Source organism: Pseudomonas sp. SK2 (assembly GCF_016772395.1).
GTDB classification, from domain to species: domain Bacteria; phylum Pseudomonadota; class Gammaproteobacteria; order Pseudomonadales; family Pseudomonadaceae; genus Aquipseudomonas; species Aquipseudomonas taiwanensis.
The window spans coordinates 2018466-2032258 of record NZ_CP061944.1 but is presented as its reverse complement, the minus strand read 5'-3'; the positions used below and the strand labels follow the sequence as shown (position 1 = coordinate 2032258).

At 59.6% G+C, this 13793-nt stretch carries 17 protein-coding genes and 1 tRNA gene; 5 read left to right on the top strand and 13 right to left on the bottom strand.

All coding sequences use genetic code 11. The features are described from left to right. Positions 1 to 16 precede the first annotated feature (16 nt). Both IF103_RS09045 and IF103_RS09040 read left to right on the top strand, forming a co-directional pair. The gene (locus IF103_RS09045; RefSeq protein ID WP_104881948.1) at positions 17 to 1162 is read left to right on the top strand and encodes an MFS transporter; all 1146 of its coding nucleotides are present in this window, start codon (positions 17 to 19) and stop codon (positions 1160 to 1162) included. Between the two features lie 16 nt (positions 1163 to 1178). Further along, positions 1179 to 1820, top strand: coding sequence for a site-specific integrase (locus IF103_RS09040; RefSeq protein ID WP_202676036.1), 642 nt, complete (start codon positions 1179 to 1181; stop codon positions 1818 to 1820). A 96-nt stretch (positions 1821 to 1916) separates the two neighbouring features. Here the strand turns inward: IF103_RS09040 and IF103_RS09035 are convergent. The 9 genes from IF103_RS09035 to thrS form a co-directional block, all read right to left on the bottom strand. Continuing rightward, positions 1917 to 1993, bottom strand: a tRNA-Pro gene (locus IF103_RS09035). Positions 1994 to 2093: 100 nt separating this feature from the next. Further along, entirely contained in the window at positions 2094 to 2450 is a 357-nt protein-coding gene (locus IF103_RS09030; protein ID WP_011533210.1) for a MerR family transcriptional regulator, read from the bottom strand. Beyond that, positions 2431 to 2733 carry an integration host factor subunit alpha gene (ihfA, locus tag IF103_RS09025; RefSeq protein WP_003250679.1) on the bottom strand — a complete coding sequence of 101 codons (303 nt, stop codon included), beginning with the start codon at positions 2731 to 2733 and terminating at the stop codon, positions 2431 to 2433. Before ihfA ends, IF103_RS09030 begins: the two co-directional genes overlap by 20 nt. A 4-nt stretch (positions 2734 to 2737) precedes the next feature. Then, a complete protein-coding gene (pheT, locus tag IF103_RS09020) occupies positions 2738 to 5119 on the bottom strand; it encodes a phenylalanine--tRNA ligase subunit beta (RefSeq protein ID WP_202676035.1) in 2382 nt (793 codons plus the stop codon). Positions 5120 to 5150: 31 nt separating this feature from the next. Then, complete coding sequence (gene pheS, locus IF103_RS09015) at positions 5151 to 6167, bottom strand: phenylalanine--tRNA ligase subunit alpha (RefSeq protein ID WP_023379798.1); 1017 nt, start codon at positions 6165 to 6167, stop codon at positions 5151 to 5153. A 111-nt stretch (positions 6168 to 6278) separates the two neighbouring features. After that, positions 6279 to 6635, bottom strand: a complete 357-nt coding sequence (gene rplT / locus IF103_RS09010; RefSeq protein ID WP_003250671.1) for a 50S ribosomal protein L20 — start codon at positions 6633 to 6635, stop codon at positions 6279 to 6281. Between the two features lie 28 nt (positions 6636 to 6663). Next, entirely contained in the window at positions 6664 to 6858 is a 195-nt protein-coding gene (rpmI, locus tag IF103_RS09005) for a 50S ribosomal protein L35 (RefSeq protein WP_003250667.1), read from the bottom strand. A 60-nt stretch (positions 6859 to 6918) separates the two neighbouring features. Next, positions 6919 to 7470, bottom strand: a complete 552-nt coding sequence (gene infC, locus IF103_RS09000; RefSeq protein WP_013972005.1) for a translation initiation factor IF-3 — start codon at positions 7468 to 7470, stop codon at positions 6919 to 6921. After that, complete coding sequence (gene thrS / locus IF103_RS08995) at positions 7470 to 9392, bottom strand: threonine--tRNA ligase (RefSeq protein ID WP_023379797.1); 1923 nt, start codon at positions 9390 to 9392, stop codon at positions 7470 to 7472. Before thrS ends, infC begins: the two co-directional genes overlap by 1 nt. 336 nt (positions 9393 to 9728) lie before the next feature. Between thrS and IF103_RS08990 the strand changes: the two genes are divergently transcribed. Beyond that, complete coding sequence (locus IF103_RS08990) at positions 9729 to 10034, top strand: hypothetical protein (protein ID WP_023379796.1); 306 nt, start codon at positions 9729 to 9731, stop codon at positions 10032 to 10034. A gap of 150 nt (positions 10035 to 10184) precedes the next feature. Continuing rightward, complete coding sequence (locus IF103_RS08985; protein ID WP_023379795.1) at positions 10185 to 10397, top strand: cold-shock protein; 213 nt, start codon at positions 10185 to 10187, stop codon at positions 10395 to 10397. 75 nt (positions 10398 to 10472) lie between these two features. Here the strand turns inward: IF103_RS08985 and IF103_RS08980 are convergent, their stop codons facing one another. Next, the gene (locus tag IF103_RS08980; RefSeq protein WP_023379794.1) at positions 10473 to 10790 is read right to left on the bottom strand and encodes an I78 family peptidase inhibitor; all 318 of its coding nucleotides are present in this window, start codon (positions 10788 to 10790) and stop codon (positions 10473 to 10475) included. A gap of 288 nt (positions 10791 to 11078) precedes the next feature. Here IF103_RS08980 and IF103_RS08975 point away from each other — a divergent pair, with 288 nt between their 5' ends. After that, entirely contained in the window at positions 11079 to 11291 is a 213-nt protein-coding gene (locus tag IF103_RS08975; protein ID WP_023379793.1) for a hypothetical protein, read from the top strand. Here IF103_RS08975 and IF103_RS08970 read toward each other — a convergent pair. Genes IF103_RS08970 through IF103_RS08960 form a run of 3 tightly spaced genes read right to left on the bottom strand, consistent with a single transcriptional unit; the run spans position 11263 to position 13788 of the window. Then, positions 11263 to 12237: a nucleoside hydrolase gene (locus IF103_RS08970; protein WP_104882672.1), complete on the bottom strand. Its 975-nt coding sequence runs from the start codon at positions 12235 to 12237 to the stop codon at positions 11263 to 11265. The genes IF103_RS08975 and IF103_RS08970 overlap by 29 nt on opposite strands. Before the next feature lie 60 nt (positions 12238 to 12297). Next, entirely contained in the window at positions 12298 to 13446 is a 1149-nt protein-coding gene (locus IF103_RS08965) for a PQQ-dependent sugar dehydrogenase (protein WP_202676034.1), read from the bottom strand. Positions 13447 to 13470: 24 nt separating this feature from the next. Next, complete coding sequence (locus IF103_RS08960; protein ID WP_023379790.1) at positions 13471 to 13788, bottom strand: hypothetical protein; 318 nt, start codon at positions 13786 to 13788, stop codon at positions 13471 to 13473. Between the last annotated feature and the right edge of the window lie 5 nt (positions 13789 to 13793).

Sequence of the window (13793 nt, the reverse complement as noted above, 5' to 3'; positions counted from 1 at the left end):
ACCAAACGGACACCCCATGAATCCACCACTTTCTCGATCAGGATCTCTCGTGCTACTGGCAGTCGCGTCGCTGACCATCATGGTCGGGTGCGTCATCGTCCCGGGACTGCCTACCATTGCTCACAAACTGGGCTTCGGTAGCGCTGCCAGTTGGCTGGTTACTGTCCCGTCGCTGGGTGTCATCGTCTTTGGGCCAATGGCGGGCAAACTCATCGACCGAATCGGGCTATACAAGAGTTTGTGCTTTGGCCTGTTTGCCTACGGGCTATTAGGCATGGTGGGCTTCATTTTTCACGGCCCAGCGATATTCGTAGACCGACTCCTTCTGGGAGGATCGACGGCCATGATCATGGCCGCCGGAACCGGGCTGATCTCGGAGTTCTACGAAGGCAATGCCCGGTTGAACATGATTGCCATGCAAGGCATGTCAATCGAGCTGGGCGGCGTGCTCTTTCTCTCTGCAGCCGGTCTTCTGGCAAACGTGGGATGGCAGTGGCCATTCGCGCTGTACCTGTGCGCGTGGGGGCTGCTTGTGCTGGTGCTGGTATGCGTCCCTCAGCCTTCCGTTACCAGGCACTCGACGGAAGCAGGCGAGATCACTCGTACCCCCTCGGTTGCGCTGAGGCTTGTGTATGCGTTAGCCACGCTCTCCATGATCGTATTCTTCAGCGCCATCATCATGCTGCCACTGCGGTTGCATGGCATTGGTCTCAATGAAGCCCAGGTCGGGTACTTTCTGTCTGGTGTGTCACTGGTTGCGGTGGGGGCAGCGGCCGTCATGCCCATTGCTGCCCGCAAGGCAGGCGAACACGGAACACTGATTTTCGGATTGGCTTTTTACGCGCTGGCGCACTTGGCGTTTGTGACCGCAGAGGACCTGACGTTGATGATCGAGGGCGGACTTTGCCTTGGTCTAGGATTTGGGCTCACCGTGCCATTGCTCAACCACATGACCATCGAGCTCAGTCATGCTGCCCAGCGGGGACGTAATCTGGCCTGGCTTTCTGTAGCAATCTTCGGCGGGCAGTTCCTTTCTTCGTTCATTGAGTTCGTGCCAGGGGGGCGATCCGATGGATTTCTGTGCGCAGCCGGCATGGCGTTGATCGCGTGTGCAATTGTGGCAGGTAGTGCCACCCGGCGCAGATTCAGACCCACTCCCTGAAGCGCTTGGCCTGCCCATGAACTTTTATTCCGACGCTAGGCTGGGCACCTATCGGGTATCGGCGTCCCAACGACGGAAAGATGCGGCTGCCCAGCTCAACACCGCTGCGCGGGGGTGGCTTGATAACCGAGTTCCTGGCGAAAGTAAAGTGACATTGGGAGAGCTTCTGAGCACCTATGAGCGGGATGTTCTCCAACCTCGGGTGCTTGCAAACGCTACGCTTGACCGGTATGCCGTCAGATTCAAGCAGATCAGAAATACTTTCGGCGAGCGCTCCATAGACCAGATCACTATCAGGATGATTGCCGAGTTCCTTGAGCCGCTGACCCCGCGGGCAGGCAACCAGGCGCGGGCAATTCTGATCGACCTATTCAATCATGCCGCTGCTAAAGGCCTGTGCCCGGACATTCCTGCAGCCAGCACAATTCCAAAAATCGTAAAGAAGCAGCGCAAGCGACACACGCTAGAAGGCCTGAAAGCAATCCGCGATGGCTCCCCGCGCTGGCTGAATGACGCCATCGATCTTGCAGTCATCACCGCGCAACGACGAGGCGACATTCTCGATATGAAATCCGAAGACGTGCGTGAGGGTTACCTGTATGTAGTACAGAAGAAAACAGAGAAGGCTGTGCTCCGAAGTCGAAGCCGACCTGGATAGTGGCGAGATCGCTAGGTAGGTTTGCGCTCATTTTGCGCAGTGCCGCGCATAAAAAAATCCAGTCACCGTTAAGTGACTGGATTTTTTAGGGATTTTTGGTCGGGACGGAGTGATTCGAACACTCGACCCCTTGCACCCCATGCAAGTGCGCTACCGGGCTGCGCTACGCCCCGACTCTATTCTCGATACCGCTGAGAACGATGAAGAATCTACCCTAACCATCTGATTAATGGAAGCTTTTTTTTCAAGAAACTTCCATTCGTCGGGTGCAGATCACTTCTTGAGCACGACCAGCACATCTTCCAATTCGGCAATCATCTGCCGAATCAGCTGCTTGTACTGGCTGGACTCGTCCTTTACCTCATCACTGGAAAGCCGCAACCGCGCCCCGCCAATGGTGAAGCCCTGGTCGTACAGCAGTGCACGGATCTGACGAATCATCAGCACATCTTGCCGCTGGTAATACCGCCTGTTCCCGCGCCGCTTGACCGGGTTGAGTTGGGGAAACTCCTGCTCCCAATACCGCAGCACATGCGGCTTCACCGCACACAACTCGCTGACTTCACCAATAGTGAAGTAGCGTTTGCCCGGTATGGGGGGCAGTTCGTCGTTATGGCTTGGTTCCAGCATAGGCCTCTACCCGGGCTTTCAGCTTTTGCCCTGGACGAAAGGTGACGACGCGGCGCGCGGTAATCGGGATCTCTTCCCCCGTCTTGGGGTTGCGGCCCGGCCGCTGCCGTTTGTCGCGAAGGTCGAAGTTGCCGAAACCTGACAACTTCACCTGCTCGTTCTCCTCAAGCGCGTGCCGAATTTCTTCGAAAAACAGCTCTACCAACTCCTTGGCCTCACGCTTGTTGAGTCCCAGCTCCTCGTACAGCCTTTCGGCCATCTCAGCTTTCGTCAGAGCACCCATACCGTTATTTCCTTAACGTGGTGTTCAACCTTTGTTCGAGCGAGGTGAGGATGTTCTGCAGGGTCGTGTTCACCTCATCGTCGTTAAGAGTGCGCGATGGATGCTGCCAGGTCAAGCCGACTGCCAGGCTTTTTCTATCAGGATCAATACCTTTACCCTGGTAGACGTCAAACAGCCTGAGGTCTGTCAGCCATTCGCCGGCATTGTTACGAATCACTTCAAGCACCTGACTGGAGGCCACGTCACGGCCGGCGATCAGCGCCAGGTCACGACGGGTTTCCGGGAACTTGGAGAGTTCACTGAACTTCGGCAGACGGCCTTCGACCACCTCACCCAGCACCAGCTCGAACAGGAACACCGGGCGATCCAGATCCAGGGCCTTGGCCAGCTCTGGGTGGATGGCGCCCAGGTAGCCGACCTGCTTGCCGTCGCGCTCGATCAGGGCGGTTTGGCCAGGGTGCAGGGCGGGGTGTTTTCCAGCGCTGAAGGTGAAGTCGTTCAGCGCTCCCGAGTAACCCAGCAGGGCCTCCACATCGGCCTTGACATCGAAGAAGTCGATGCCATCGCGACCGTTGGCCCAGCCTTCTGGCAGGCGGCTACCGGTGACCACGCCGGCAATCATCGGCTGCTGCTTGAGATCACCCAGCTGGCCAACGAAACGCAGGCCGCTTTCGTACAGGCGAACGCGGTCTTGTTGGCGGTTGAGGTTGTGCTGCAGCGCCTTCACCAGACCCGGCCAGAGCGACGCACGCATGGCAGCCATATCGTTGGAGATAGGGTTGGCCAGCAGCAGCGGCTCGACACCTGGGCTGAACAGCTCGAACAGTTTCGGGTCGATGAAGCTGTAGGTGATGGCTTCCTGATAGCCGCGAGCAACCAGCAGGCGACGCAGGTTTGGCAGCTCGCCACGGGTTTCCGGGCGGGCTTGCGGCGCCAGGCGCGCTTGCGGATAACGGACCGGCAGGTTGTTGTAACCGTACAGGCGGGCCAGCTCTTCGATCAGGTCGACTTCCAGGCTGATGTCAAAGCGGTGGCTCGGGACGTTGACGGTCCACTCCCCCTCTCCGCTGCGCGTGGTGGTCAGCTCCAGGGCGTTGAGCAGTTGCTCGACCTGGGCCGGGTCCATTTCCATGCCGAGCATCTGGGTGATGCGGTCGGCGCGTAGAGTGATCGGGGCGATGTTCGGCAAGTGCTGCTCGCTGGCAGCCTCGACCACCGGACCGGCTTCGCCACCCACGATCTCCAGCACCAGCGCAGTAGCGCGCTCGATGGCTTCGCGAGCCAGCTGCGAATCGACACCACGCTCATAGCGGTGCGAGGCGTCGGTGTGCAGGCCGTAGGAACGGGCTTTACCAGCGACAGAAATCGGCTCGAAGAAGGCGCTTTCCAGGAACAGGTCGCGGGTCTTCTCGGTGTTCACGCCGCTGTGCTCGCCCCCCATGACGCCGGCAATGGCCAGGGCGCGGGTGTGGTCGGCGATGACCAGGGTATCGGCCCGCAGGGCTACTTCCTGGCCGTCGAGCAGGACGAGCTTCTCGCCCTCTTCGGCCATGCGCACGCGGATGCCGCCGTTGATCTCAGCCAGGTCGAAAGCGTGCATGGGCTGGCCCAGCTCAAGCATCACGTAGTTGGTGATGTCGACGGCAGCGTCGATGCTGCGCACGTCGCTGCGGCGCAGGCGCTCAACCATCCACAGCGGAGTCGGCTTGCTCAGGTCGACGTTGCGGATGACGCGGCCCAGGTAACGCGGGCAAGCAGCCGGAGCACTGACTTCGACCGGACGCACTTCGTCGTGCGCAGCCGGTACCGCCGGCACGTTCGGGCGGGTAACCGGGACGTTGTACAGCGCACTGACGTCGCGCGCCAGACCGGCGATGGAAAGGCAGTCGCCACGGTTCGGGGTCAGGCCGATCTCGATGCTGGCGTCGTCCAGGCTCAGGTACTGGCGAATGTCTTCACCTACCGGGGCGTCGGCGGCCAGCTCCAGCAAGCCGTCGTTTTCTTCGCTGATCTGCAGTTCGGCGGCCGAGCACAGCATGCCGAAGGATTCGACACCGCGCAGCTTGGCTTTCTTGATCTTGAAGTCACCTGGCAACTCGGCGCCGATCATGGCGAACGGGATCTTGATGCCTGGACGTGCGTTAGGGGCGCCGCAGACAACCTGGAAGGTTTCCTGGCCGTTGCTTACCTGGCAGACGCGCAGCTTGTCGGCGTCCGGGTGCTGTTCGGTGGCGAGGATCTCGCCCACGACGATACCGCTGAACTGCCCGGCAGCGGGGGTAACGCTGTCGACTTCGAGGCCGGCCATGGACAGACGGGCGACCAGTTCGTCACGGGAGACTTGCGGGTTTACCCAACCGCGCAGCCACTGTTCACTGAATTTCATGCTGTTCTCCTGAAAATTGCGTCGGATAGGCCTAGCGGAATTGCGCTAAGAACCGCAGGTCGTTGTCGAAGAACAGACGCAAATCGTTGACGCCATAGCGCAGCATGGCCAAGCGCTCGGCGCCCATGCCGAAGGCGAAACCCTGGAACTCTTCCGGGTCGATGCCAGACATGCGCAGCACGTTCGGGTGCACCATGCCGCAACCCATCACTTCCAGCCAGCCGGTTTGCTTGCACACGCGGCAGCCGTTGCCAGCGCACATCACGCACTGGATATCCACTTCGGCGGACGGCTCGGTGAAGGGGAAGAACGACGGGCGGAAGCGCACGGCCAGCTCTTTCTCGAAGAACACCCGCAGGAACTCTTCGATGGTGCCCTTGAGGTCGGCGAAGTTGATGCCGCGGTCGATCAGCAGGCCTTCGACCTGGTGGAACATCGGCGAGTGGGTAATGTCCGAGTCGCAGCGGTAGACGCGGCCTGGGCAGACAATGCGAATCGGCGGCTGGCTCGATTCCATGGTGCGGACCTGTACCGGCGAGGTATGGGTGCGCAGCAGCATGTTGGCATTGAAATAGAAGGTGTCGTGCATCGCCCGGGCCGGATGGTGGCCTGGGATGTTGAGCGCTTCGAAGTTGTGGTAGTCGTCTTCGACCTCCGGGCCTTCGGCGATGCCGTAGCCGATGTGGGTGAAGAACTGCTCGATGCGCTCGAGGGTACGGGTGATCGGGTGCAGGCCGCCAGTGGTCTGGCCACGGCCTGGCAGGGTCACGTCAATGCATTCGGCGGCCAGGCGAGCGCTGAGCTCGGCCTCTTCAAAGGCGGCCTTGCGTGCGTTGAGCACGTCGGTGACGCGTTCCTTGGCGTCGTTGATCAGCGCGCCGACTTTCGGCCGCTCTTCGGCTGGCAGGTTGCCCAGGGTCTTCATCACCTGGGTCAGTTCGCCCTTCTTGCCGAGGAATTGAACCCGGATCTGTTCCAGGGTAGTGATGTCTTCAGCGCGTTCCACGGCCTCGAGGGCTTGGGCAACCAGCGCGTCCAGGTTTTCCATGTACAGACTCCAGATACGAAAATAGGGGAAGAGCTTTTGAAGGCTCTTCCCCTATCGATGACGTTTTACACCCGGCGCCGCAGCGCGCCGCCGGATGATTGTCGTGGGTACTTAAGCCAGAACGGCTTTAGCTTTCTCGACAATCGCAGCAAACGCCGCTTTTTCGTTCACTGCCAGGTCAGCCAGAACCTTACGGTCGATTTCGATCGACGCCTTTTTCAGGCCAGCAATCAGACGGCTGTAGGACAGACCGTTGGTGCGGGCACCGGCGTTGATACGAGCGATCCACAGGGCGCGGAACTGACGCTTCTTCTGGCGACGGTCACGGTAGGCGTATTGGCCAGCCTTGATGACAGCCTGCTTGGCGACGCGGAATACGCGCGAGCGTGCACCGTAGTAGCCTTTAGCCAGTTTCAGAATTTTCTTGTGACGCTTACGAGCGATAACGCCGCGCTTTACACGAGCCATGAGTAACTTCCTCTATCTTTGACCGAAATTAACGTACGCGCAGCATGCGCTCGACTTTTGCAACGTCAGACGGGTGCAGCAGGCTGGCACCGCGCAGTTGACGCTTACGCTTGGTCGACATTTTGGTCAGGATGTGGCTCTTGAAAGCGTGCTTGTGCTTGAAGCCGGAAGCGGTCTTCAGGAAGCGCTTTGCAGCACCGCTCTTGGTTTTCATTTTTGGCATGTTGGAACTCCGCATTCGATAAAATTACACATAATCATCAGGCCTGCCGTGCCCGGGAGATTACTTCTTTTTCTTGGGGGCGATGACCATCATAAGCTGGCGTCCTTCCATCTTCGGATGCTGCTCAACGGAGCCGTATTCGGCGAGGTCGGCTTCGACCCGCTTCAACAGCTCCATGCCCAGCTCCTGGTGAGCCATCTCACGGCCACGGAATCTCAGAGAGATCTTGGCCTTGTCCCCATCAGTAAGGAAACGTACCAGGTTGCGTAGTTTTACCTGGTAATCCCCTTCTTCCGTCCCTGGACGAAACTTGATTTCTTTGATCTGGATCTGCTTCTGGTTTTTCTTGGCTTCGTTGGCCTGCTTCTTCTTCTCGAAGAGGTGCTTGCCGTAGTCCATCACCTTGCAGACGGGCGGTTGCGCGTCTGCAGAGATTTCCACCAGATCCAGCTTCGCTTCATCAGCGATTCGAAGCGCTTCATCAATCGAGACGATGCCAATCTGCTCGCCGTCAGCGCCAATTAACCGAACCTCGCGTGCCGAGATATTCTCGTTGATCGGGGCTTTCGGTGCAGTTCGTTTATCGTTTCTCATTTCACGCTTAATAGTCATTACTCCGATTCTAGGCGACCGCGCTGGGCTACAGCGCTGTTGAGCAGCTGCGTGAATTCAGCCACCGGCATGGAGCCGAGGTCTTTGCCTTCACGGGTGCGTACGGCGACGGTCTGCGTTTCGACTTCGCGATCCCCTATAACCAAAAGGTACGGGACCTTGAGCAAAGTATGCTCGCGGATTTTAAAGCCAATCTTCTCGTTTCTCAAGTCCGACTTGGCACGGAAACCGCTACCGTTCAGGGCTTTTTCTACTTCGAGGGCGAAATCGGCCTGCTTGTCGGTGATGTTCATGATCACCGCTTGGGTTGGTGCCAGCCAGGCAGGGAACACACCCGCGTAGTGCTCGATCAGCATGCCGATGAAGCGCTCGAACGAACCGAGGATGGCACGGTGCAGCATGACCGGGCGCTTACGGTTGTTATCTTCGGCGATATAGCTGGCATCCAGACGCTCAGGCAGGTTCGGGTCGTACTGCAGCGTACCGCACTGCCAGTTACGACCGAGGCAGTCGCGCAGGGTGAACTCGATCTTCGGACCGTAGAACGCACCCTCGCCCGGCTGGTATTCCCACTCGAGGCCCGACTCGTTCAGCGCATCGGCCAGGGCGCCTTCGGCGCGATCCCACAACTCTTCGGAACCCACGCGCTTGGCGGGACGAGTCGACAGCTTCATGGCGACGTCGGTGAAACCGAAGTCCTTGTACACGTCCAGGGTCAGCTTGATGAAGTCGGCAGCTTCCTTCTTCACCTGGTCTTCGGTGCAGAAGATGTGCGCATCGTCCTGAACGAAGCCACGTACACGCATGATGCCGTGCAGCGCGCCAGACGGCTCGTTACGGTGGCAAGCACCGAATTCGGCCAAGCGCAGCGGCAGGTCGCGGTAAGACTTGAGGCCCTGGTTGAACACCTGCACGTGGCACGGGCAGTTCATCGGCTTGACGGCAAAATCGCGGCTTTCCGACGAAGTGGTGAACATGTTCTCGGCGTAGTTGGACCAGTGGCCGGAGCGCTCCCAGAGAATACGGTCGACAACCTGTGGGGTCTTGATTTCCTGGTAGCCGTTCTCGCGCTGGACTTTACGCATGTACTGCTCGAGTACCTGGTAAACGGTCCAACCATTGGCGTGCCAGAACACCATGCCGGGTGCTTCTTCCTGCAGGTGGAACAGGTCCAGCTGCTTGCCGATCTTGCGGTGGTCGCGTTTTTCGGCTTCTTCGATGCGCTGGATATAGGCGGCCAGCTGCTTCTTGTCGGCCCAAGCGGTGCCGTACACGCGTTGCAACTGTTCGTTCTTGGCATCACCGCGCCAGTAGGCGCCGGACAGCTTGGTCAGCTTGAAGGCCTTGAGGAAACGGGTGTTCGGCACGTGCGGGCCACGGCACATGTCGACGTATTCTTCGTGGTAGTACAGCCCCATGGCCTTCTCGTCGGGCATGTCCTCGACCAGGCGCAGCTTGTAGTCCTCGCCACGGTTCTTGAACACGTCGATGACCTCGGCGCGCGGAGTCATCTTCTTGATGACGTCGTAGTCCTTGTCGATCAACTGCTGCATGCGCTGCTCGATGGCGGCCAGGTCATCCGGGGTGAAAGGACGCTCGTAGGCGATGTCGTAATAAAAGCCTTCGTCGATCACCGGGCCGATCACCATCTTGGCGGTCGGGTACAACTGCTTCACCGCGTGGCCGATCAGGTGGGCGCACGAGTGACGAATGATCTCCAGTCCCTCTTCATCTTTAGGGGTGATGATCTGCAGGGTGGCGTCGTTCTCGATCAGGTCGCAGGCATCGACCAGCTTGCCGTCGACTTTACCGGCCAGGGTGGCCTTGGCCAGACCAGCGCCGATCGAGGCGGCGACTTCGGCTACGGATACGGCCTTGTCGAACGAACGTTGACTGCCATCGGGAAGAGTAATAATGGGCATGGCGCCTCCTCTCCTAGTGGTGACCCCTACCAAAGGTCACGTGGGTTGGGATGAGCCAGTACAAGATCCGACCTGCCTTTCCCTTGGGAAAGCCTGCCTCACAGTGGCAGAAACCTTTCGGCTTGCCAGGGGGACCTGAGTGACTGGAAAGTGAAAAAGATAAATGTAGGCGCCGTCAGGGCAGCCACAAGCCGGCCATGCTAGCACGCGGGTTGCACAGCAGGCAGAAATATTTGGGAATTACGCGGTTGTGGTGAACTAACGCGGAAAAAATCCTATCAGACCTTGGGAAGCAACCTACTCTTGATGAGACCTTAACCCAAGGAGTAACCGGTTATGCGACTTCACTCTCTTCTGGCCCTGGCGGCCGCTAGCGCCCTGCTGCTGCCTGTCGCTGCGAACGCTGGCAACTTCCCCCCTGGGAAGGAGGCTGGTTACATGGCCCAGTGCACCCAAGTGGCCAGCGGACAGGGCGTGGACGCTGCGACCGCGAAAAAGCACTGCGAATGCGGCGCGCAAGCCATCAAAAAGAATTTCAGCGATAAGGAGATCGAAGACCTGGATAGCAAGGACGGCGTTGACGCCAAGCTGATGCAGAAAGCGCAAACTGTCGTGCAGGCGGCATGCAAACCGAAGTCCTGAGCAAGCAATCAACACTTTGTTTGCCCTGGATCAGTATCCTGCGAAGGTAAAAGGCGCTAGATGCGCAGAATTAGACTATGATGTCGCCGGTGCTCCGTAGCCTCGGCCGCATTGCACCACTGAAAAATTAAATGTCTGGAGATTCACCCCATGTCCAATCGCCAAAACGGCACCGTCAAATGGTTCAATGATGAGAAAGGCTACGGCTTCATCACCCCAGCAGGCGGCGGCGACGACCTGTTCGTACACTTCAAGGCCATCGAAACCGACGGCTTCAAGAGCCTGAAAGAAGGCCAGACTGTTTCCTTCGTCGCCGAGCGCGGCCAGAAGGGCATGCAGGCTGCTCAGGTTCGTCCGGAGTAATTCGGACAGCTGAAAAAACCCGCCTCCGTGGCGGGTTTTTTTTGGGTGTCCGCCGGGCACGCTCGGCCCTGCCCCTTAACCGCAGTTGGCGCGGATGACTACCCCTCGCTCGTCGACATTAAGGTTCAAACGCTCGGAGCGATACTCCAGGGTGACCACGTCATGGGGTTTGAGGATGCGTGCCATTTGCGAGCCGCTGGCCTTTCGCGCCTGCTCGAGCAGTTCGGCGCTACCTGGCTTGCCAATGGCGAAATCGGCCCCACTGGCATCGCAGCGCCCATCGTTGCCAGCCGCCGCTGCCGGGGCACCGCCGCCCGAGTGACCGCCAGAGCTGCAACCTGCCAGGACGGACGCCAGTAGCAGGGTCGCCAGGGAAGCACGGGTACGGAACATGAATCCTCCTAAAATCAATCCGGGAACTGCCTAATGCGACAGCTTCACTCATAGTTTGTTGCAAAACCGCACAAGTCTGCCTGATCTCGCCAGTCGAGACGAAAAGCAATCGTGACTGAATTTTGCACCAGCCTCTTGGTTTGCCCGACATGGCCTTTTATTCTTAAGTCGCAGGGTGCTTGACGCAAAGTCATGATTTACTGCAAGAAGTGGAGCGCATCATGCCTCCTTCGAACGCCAGGGTCAGGTGTTCGCCTCTCCATACCGGGCCTTCAGCGAGAGCCTTCCATGAGCAGCCACAGCATCGACGCCGACATCAAGGTCAAATGGGCCGAGGGCCAGAGCGCCTACAGCCCTGGCACCCCGGAGGAGCTGCTTTTGATCGCCATCGACCTGCTGGTACGTGACCGCGGTGCCGAAGCAGCGCGCAGTTTCGTCGAGCAGGTCATCGAGCGCTACGCCCCACAGCCGGCTATCGCAATCTCGCCAGACGCTCACTGAGCAGATCGAACAGCCCCTGGGCGTCGCCTTGCGATACCCACATCACGTTTGCCGGACGCTTGAGCACACCGTACCAATCGGCGATGGTCTGGCCGAAGGTTGCGCCTTCACGGCTGTCTACCACCAGATGGACACGTCGACCACTGAACAGTTCTGGCTTGACCAGGTAGGCGATGACGCTGGCGTCATGCACAGGCCCGCCGGGCATCCCATACACGTCCATGTCGTGCTTGATGTAGGCGTTGAGTATATCCACCACCACTTGACTGGCACGGTTGTGGATAGCCGCCAACTGCCGCAGACGAGCATCGCTGGTGAGTAGCGTGTGGGTCAGGTCCAGCGGCAGGTAGGTCAGGCGAACGCCACTTGCCAGCACTACCTCGGCGGCGTGAGGATCGGCATAAATGTTGAATTCCGCCGTCGGCGTGATGTTGCCGCCGTTGAAGTGGGCACCGCCCATGACCACCACGTCCTTGATACCCTTGGCTATTTCCGGACGCTGGATCAGCGCAAGTGCCAGGTTGGTCTGCGGGCCGAGCATGGCCAGGGTGATGCTGTGAGGTTCAGCGGCGCCCAGGGTGTCGATCAGGTACTGCACGGCATTGCCCTGACTCAGGGGCTTGGCCGGCTCATGAACCGTCACACCACTCAAGCCTTCTTCACCATGCAATTCGGCGGCATGGACAGGCGCACGTACCAGTGGCCGGGCGGCCCCGGCATACACAGGGATATCCTCCCGACCACCCCACTCACAGGCCAGGCGAGCATTGCGCGAGGTCTTGGCAAGGTGCACATTGCCAGCCACGGTGGTGATCGCACGAATACTCAGCTCATCTGGCGATGCCATGGCCAGTAACAGCGCGACCAGATCGTCGGCCCCGGGATCGGTGTCGATGATCAGCTCACAGGGTGCGGCCCGAAGGCTGGTGATGGAGGTGGCAGGCATGAGACGACTCCCTGGAATGCATGCTTGAGCATAGGCACTCCTGCGACCTGCGGCTCGACCTCAATCTTCGTCCAACCCAACTTTCAGCAGCTTTCCATCCTTCTCATCGGTCAACACATACAGATAACCGTCCGGTCCCACCCGCACATCTCGAATCCGCGCCTTGAGCTGGCCCAGCAGCCGCTCCTCATGGACGACCTTGTCTCCCACCAACTGCAGTCGGATCAATTCCTGGGTGGCCAGTGCGCCGATGAACAAGTTGTGGCCCCAGGCTTGGAAGGTGGGGCTATCGTAGAACGCCATGCCGCTGATTCCGGGTGACTTCTCCCACACATGGTGCGGGTCGATCATGCCATCGACGTGCTTGCCCTCGGCTTCGGGGATCGGCAGCAGCGAATAGTTGATGCCATGCGTTGCGATGGGCCACCCGTAATTCTTGCCCGCTTGCGGGATGTTGATCTCGTCACCGCCGCGTGGGCCATGTTCGTGGGTCCAGAGTTTTCCGGTCCATGGATTGAGGGCAGCGCCCTGCTGGTTGCGATGGCCGTAAGACCAGATCTCCGGGCGCACGGCGTCCTGGCCGACGAAGGGGTTGTCCTTCGGCACGCTGCCGTCGGGCCACAAGCGCACGATCTTGCCCTGCAGCTTGTCAAGGTCCTGGGCGGTGGGCCGCTGGTTGTTCTCGCCCAGCGCGATGAACAGGTAGCCGTCTCGGTCAAACACCAGCCGCGAACCAAAGTGGTTGCCCTCCGACAGCTTGGGCAACTGACGGAAGATCACGGTAAAGTTCTCCAGTCGTGCACGATCCGCCGAAAGCTGGCCGCGACCGACGGCCGTCCCGGCCTTGCCGTCGCTGCCCTCCTCTGCAAATGACAGGTAGACGGTACGGTCCTTCCCGAACGCAGGCGACAGCGCCACATCCAGCAAACCACCCTGCCCTTCGGCCCACACCTTGGGCACGCCACTGACGGGTGGTCCAACCTTGCCCTCGGCATTGACGATGCGCAGATTGCCAGGCCGCTCGGTCACCAGCATGTCCTTGCCACCCGGTAAAAACGCCAGTGACCAGGGATTGCGCAGGCCATCGGCCACGGTATCGACGATCAACGGCCCCTCTTCACTGGGAAACTGCTGCTGGGAAGCGGCTTGGGCCAGCAGCGGGAATAACGCTGCGGCGGTCAGGGTAATCAGCCAGGTGGGTCGTGTCATGCAGGGTTCCTTCCGATGCGGGGCTCACGGCACGCGCTGGGTGTCGCGCGGTGGCCGAGTGGGTTCAAGGTTTGGCGCTTGCTGCTGACGCCGAAGGTTGTCGCCGTTACCGATGCCGCGGTTGTCCAGGCTGGGCGTTCGCTGAATGGGCACGGTCGAAGGCCCGCGTACCGGAGGCGCCGGCTGGACGCTACCTTGGCGGCTATTCGGATTGGCGCGCTGGATTGGGCTGTTGTAAGGGTTGTTGTTGCCAGCAGCGAGCTGCAGCGGCTGGAGGGGCGCCGCTTGCAGTGGCAAGCACAGCAACAGGCCGAGGCCCAAGGTTGGCATCGTGATGTTCATGCTTC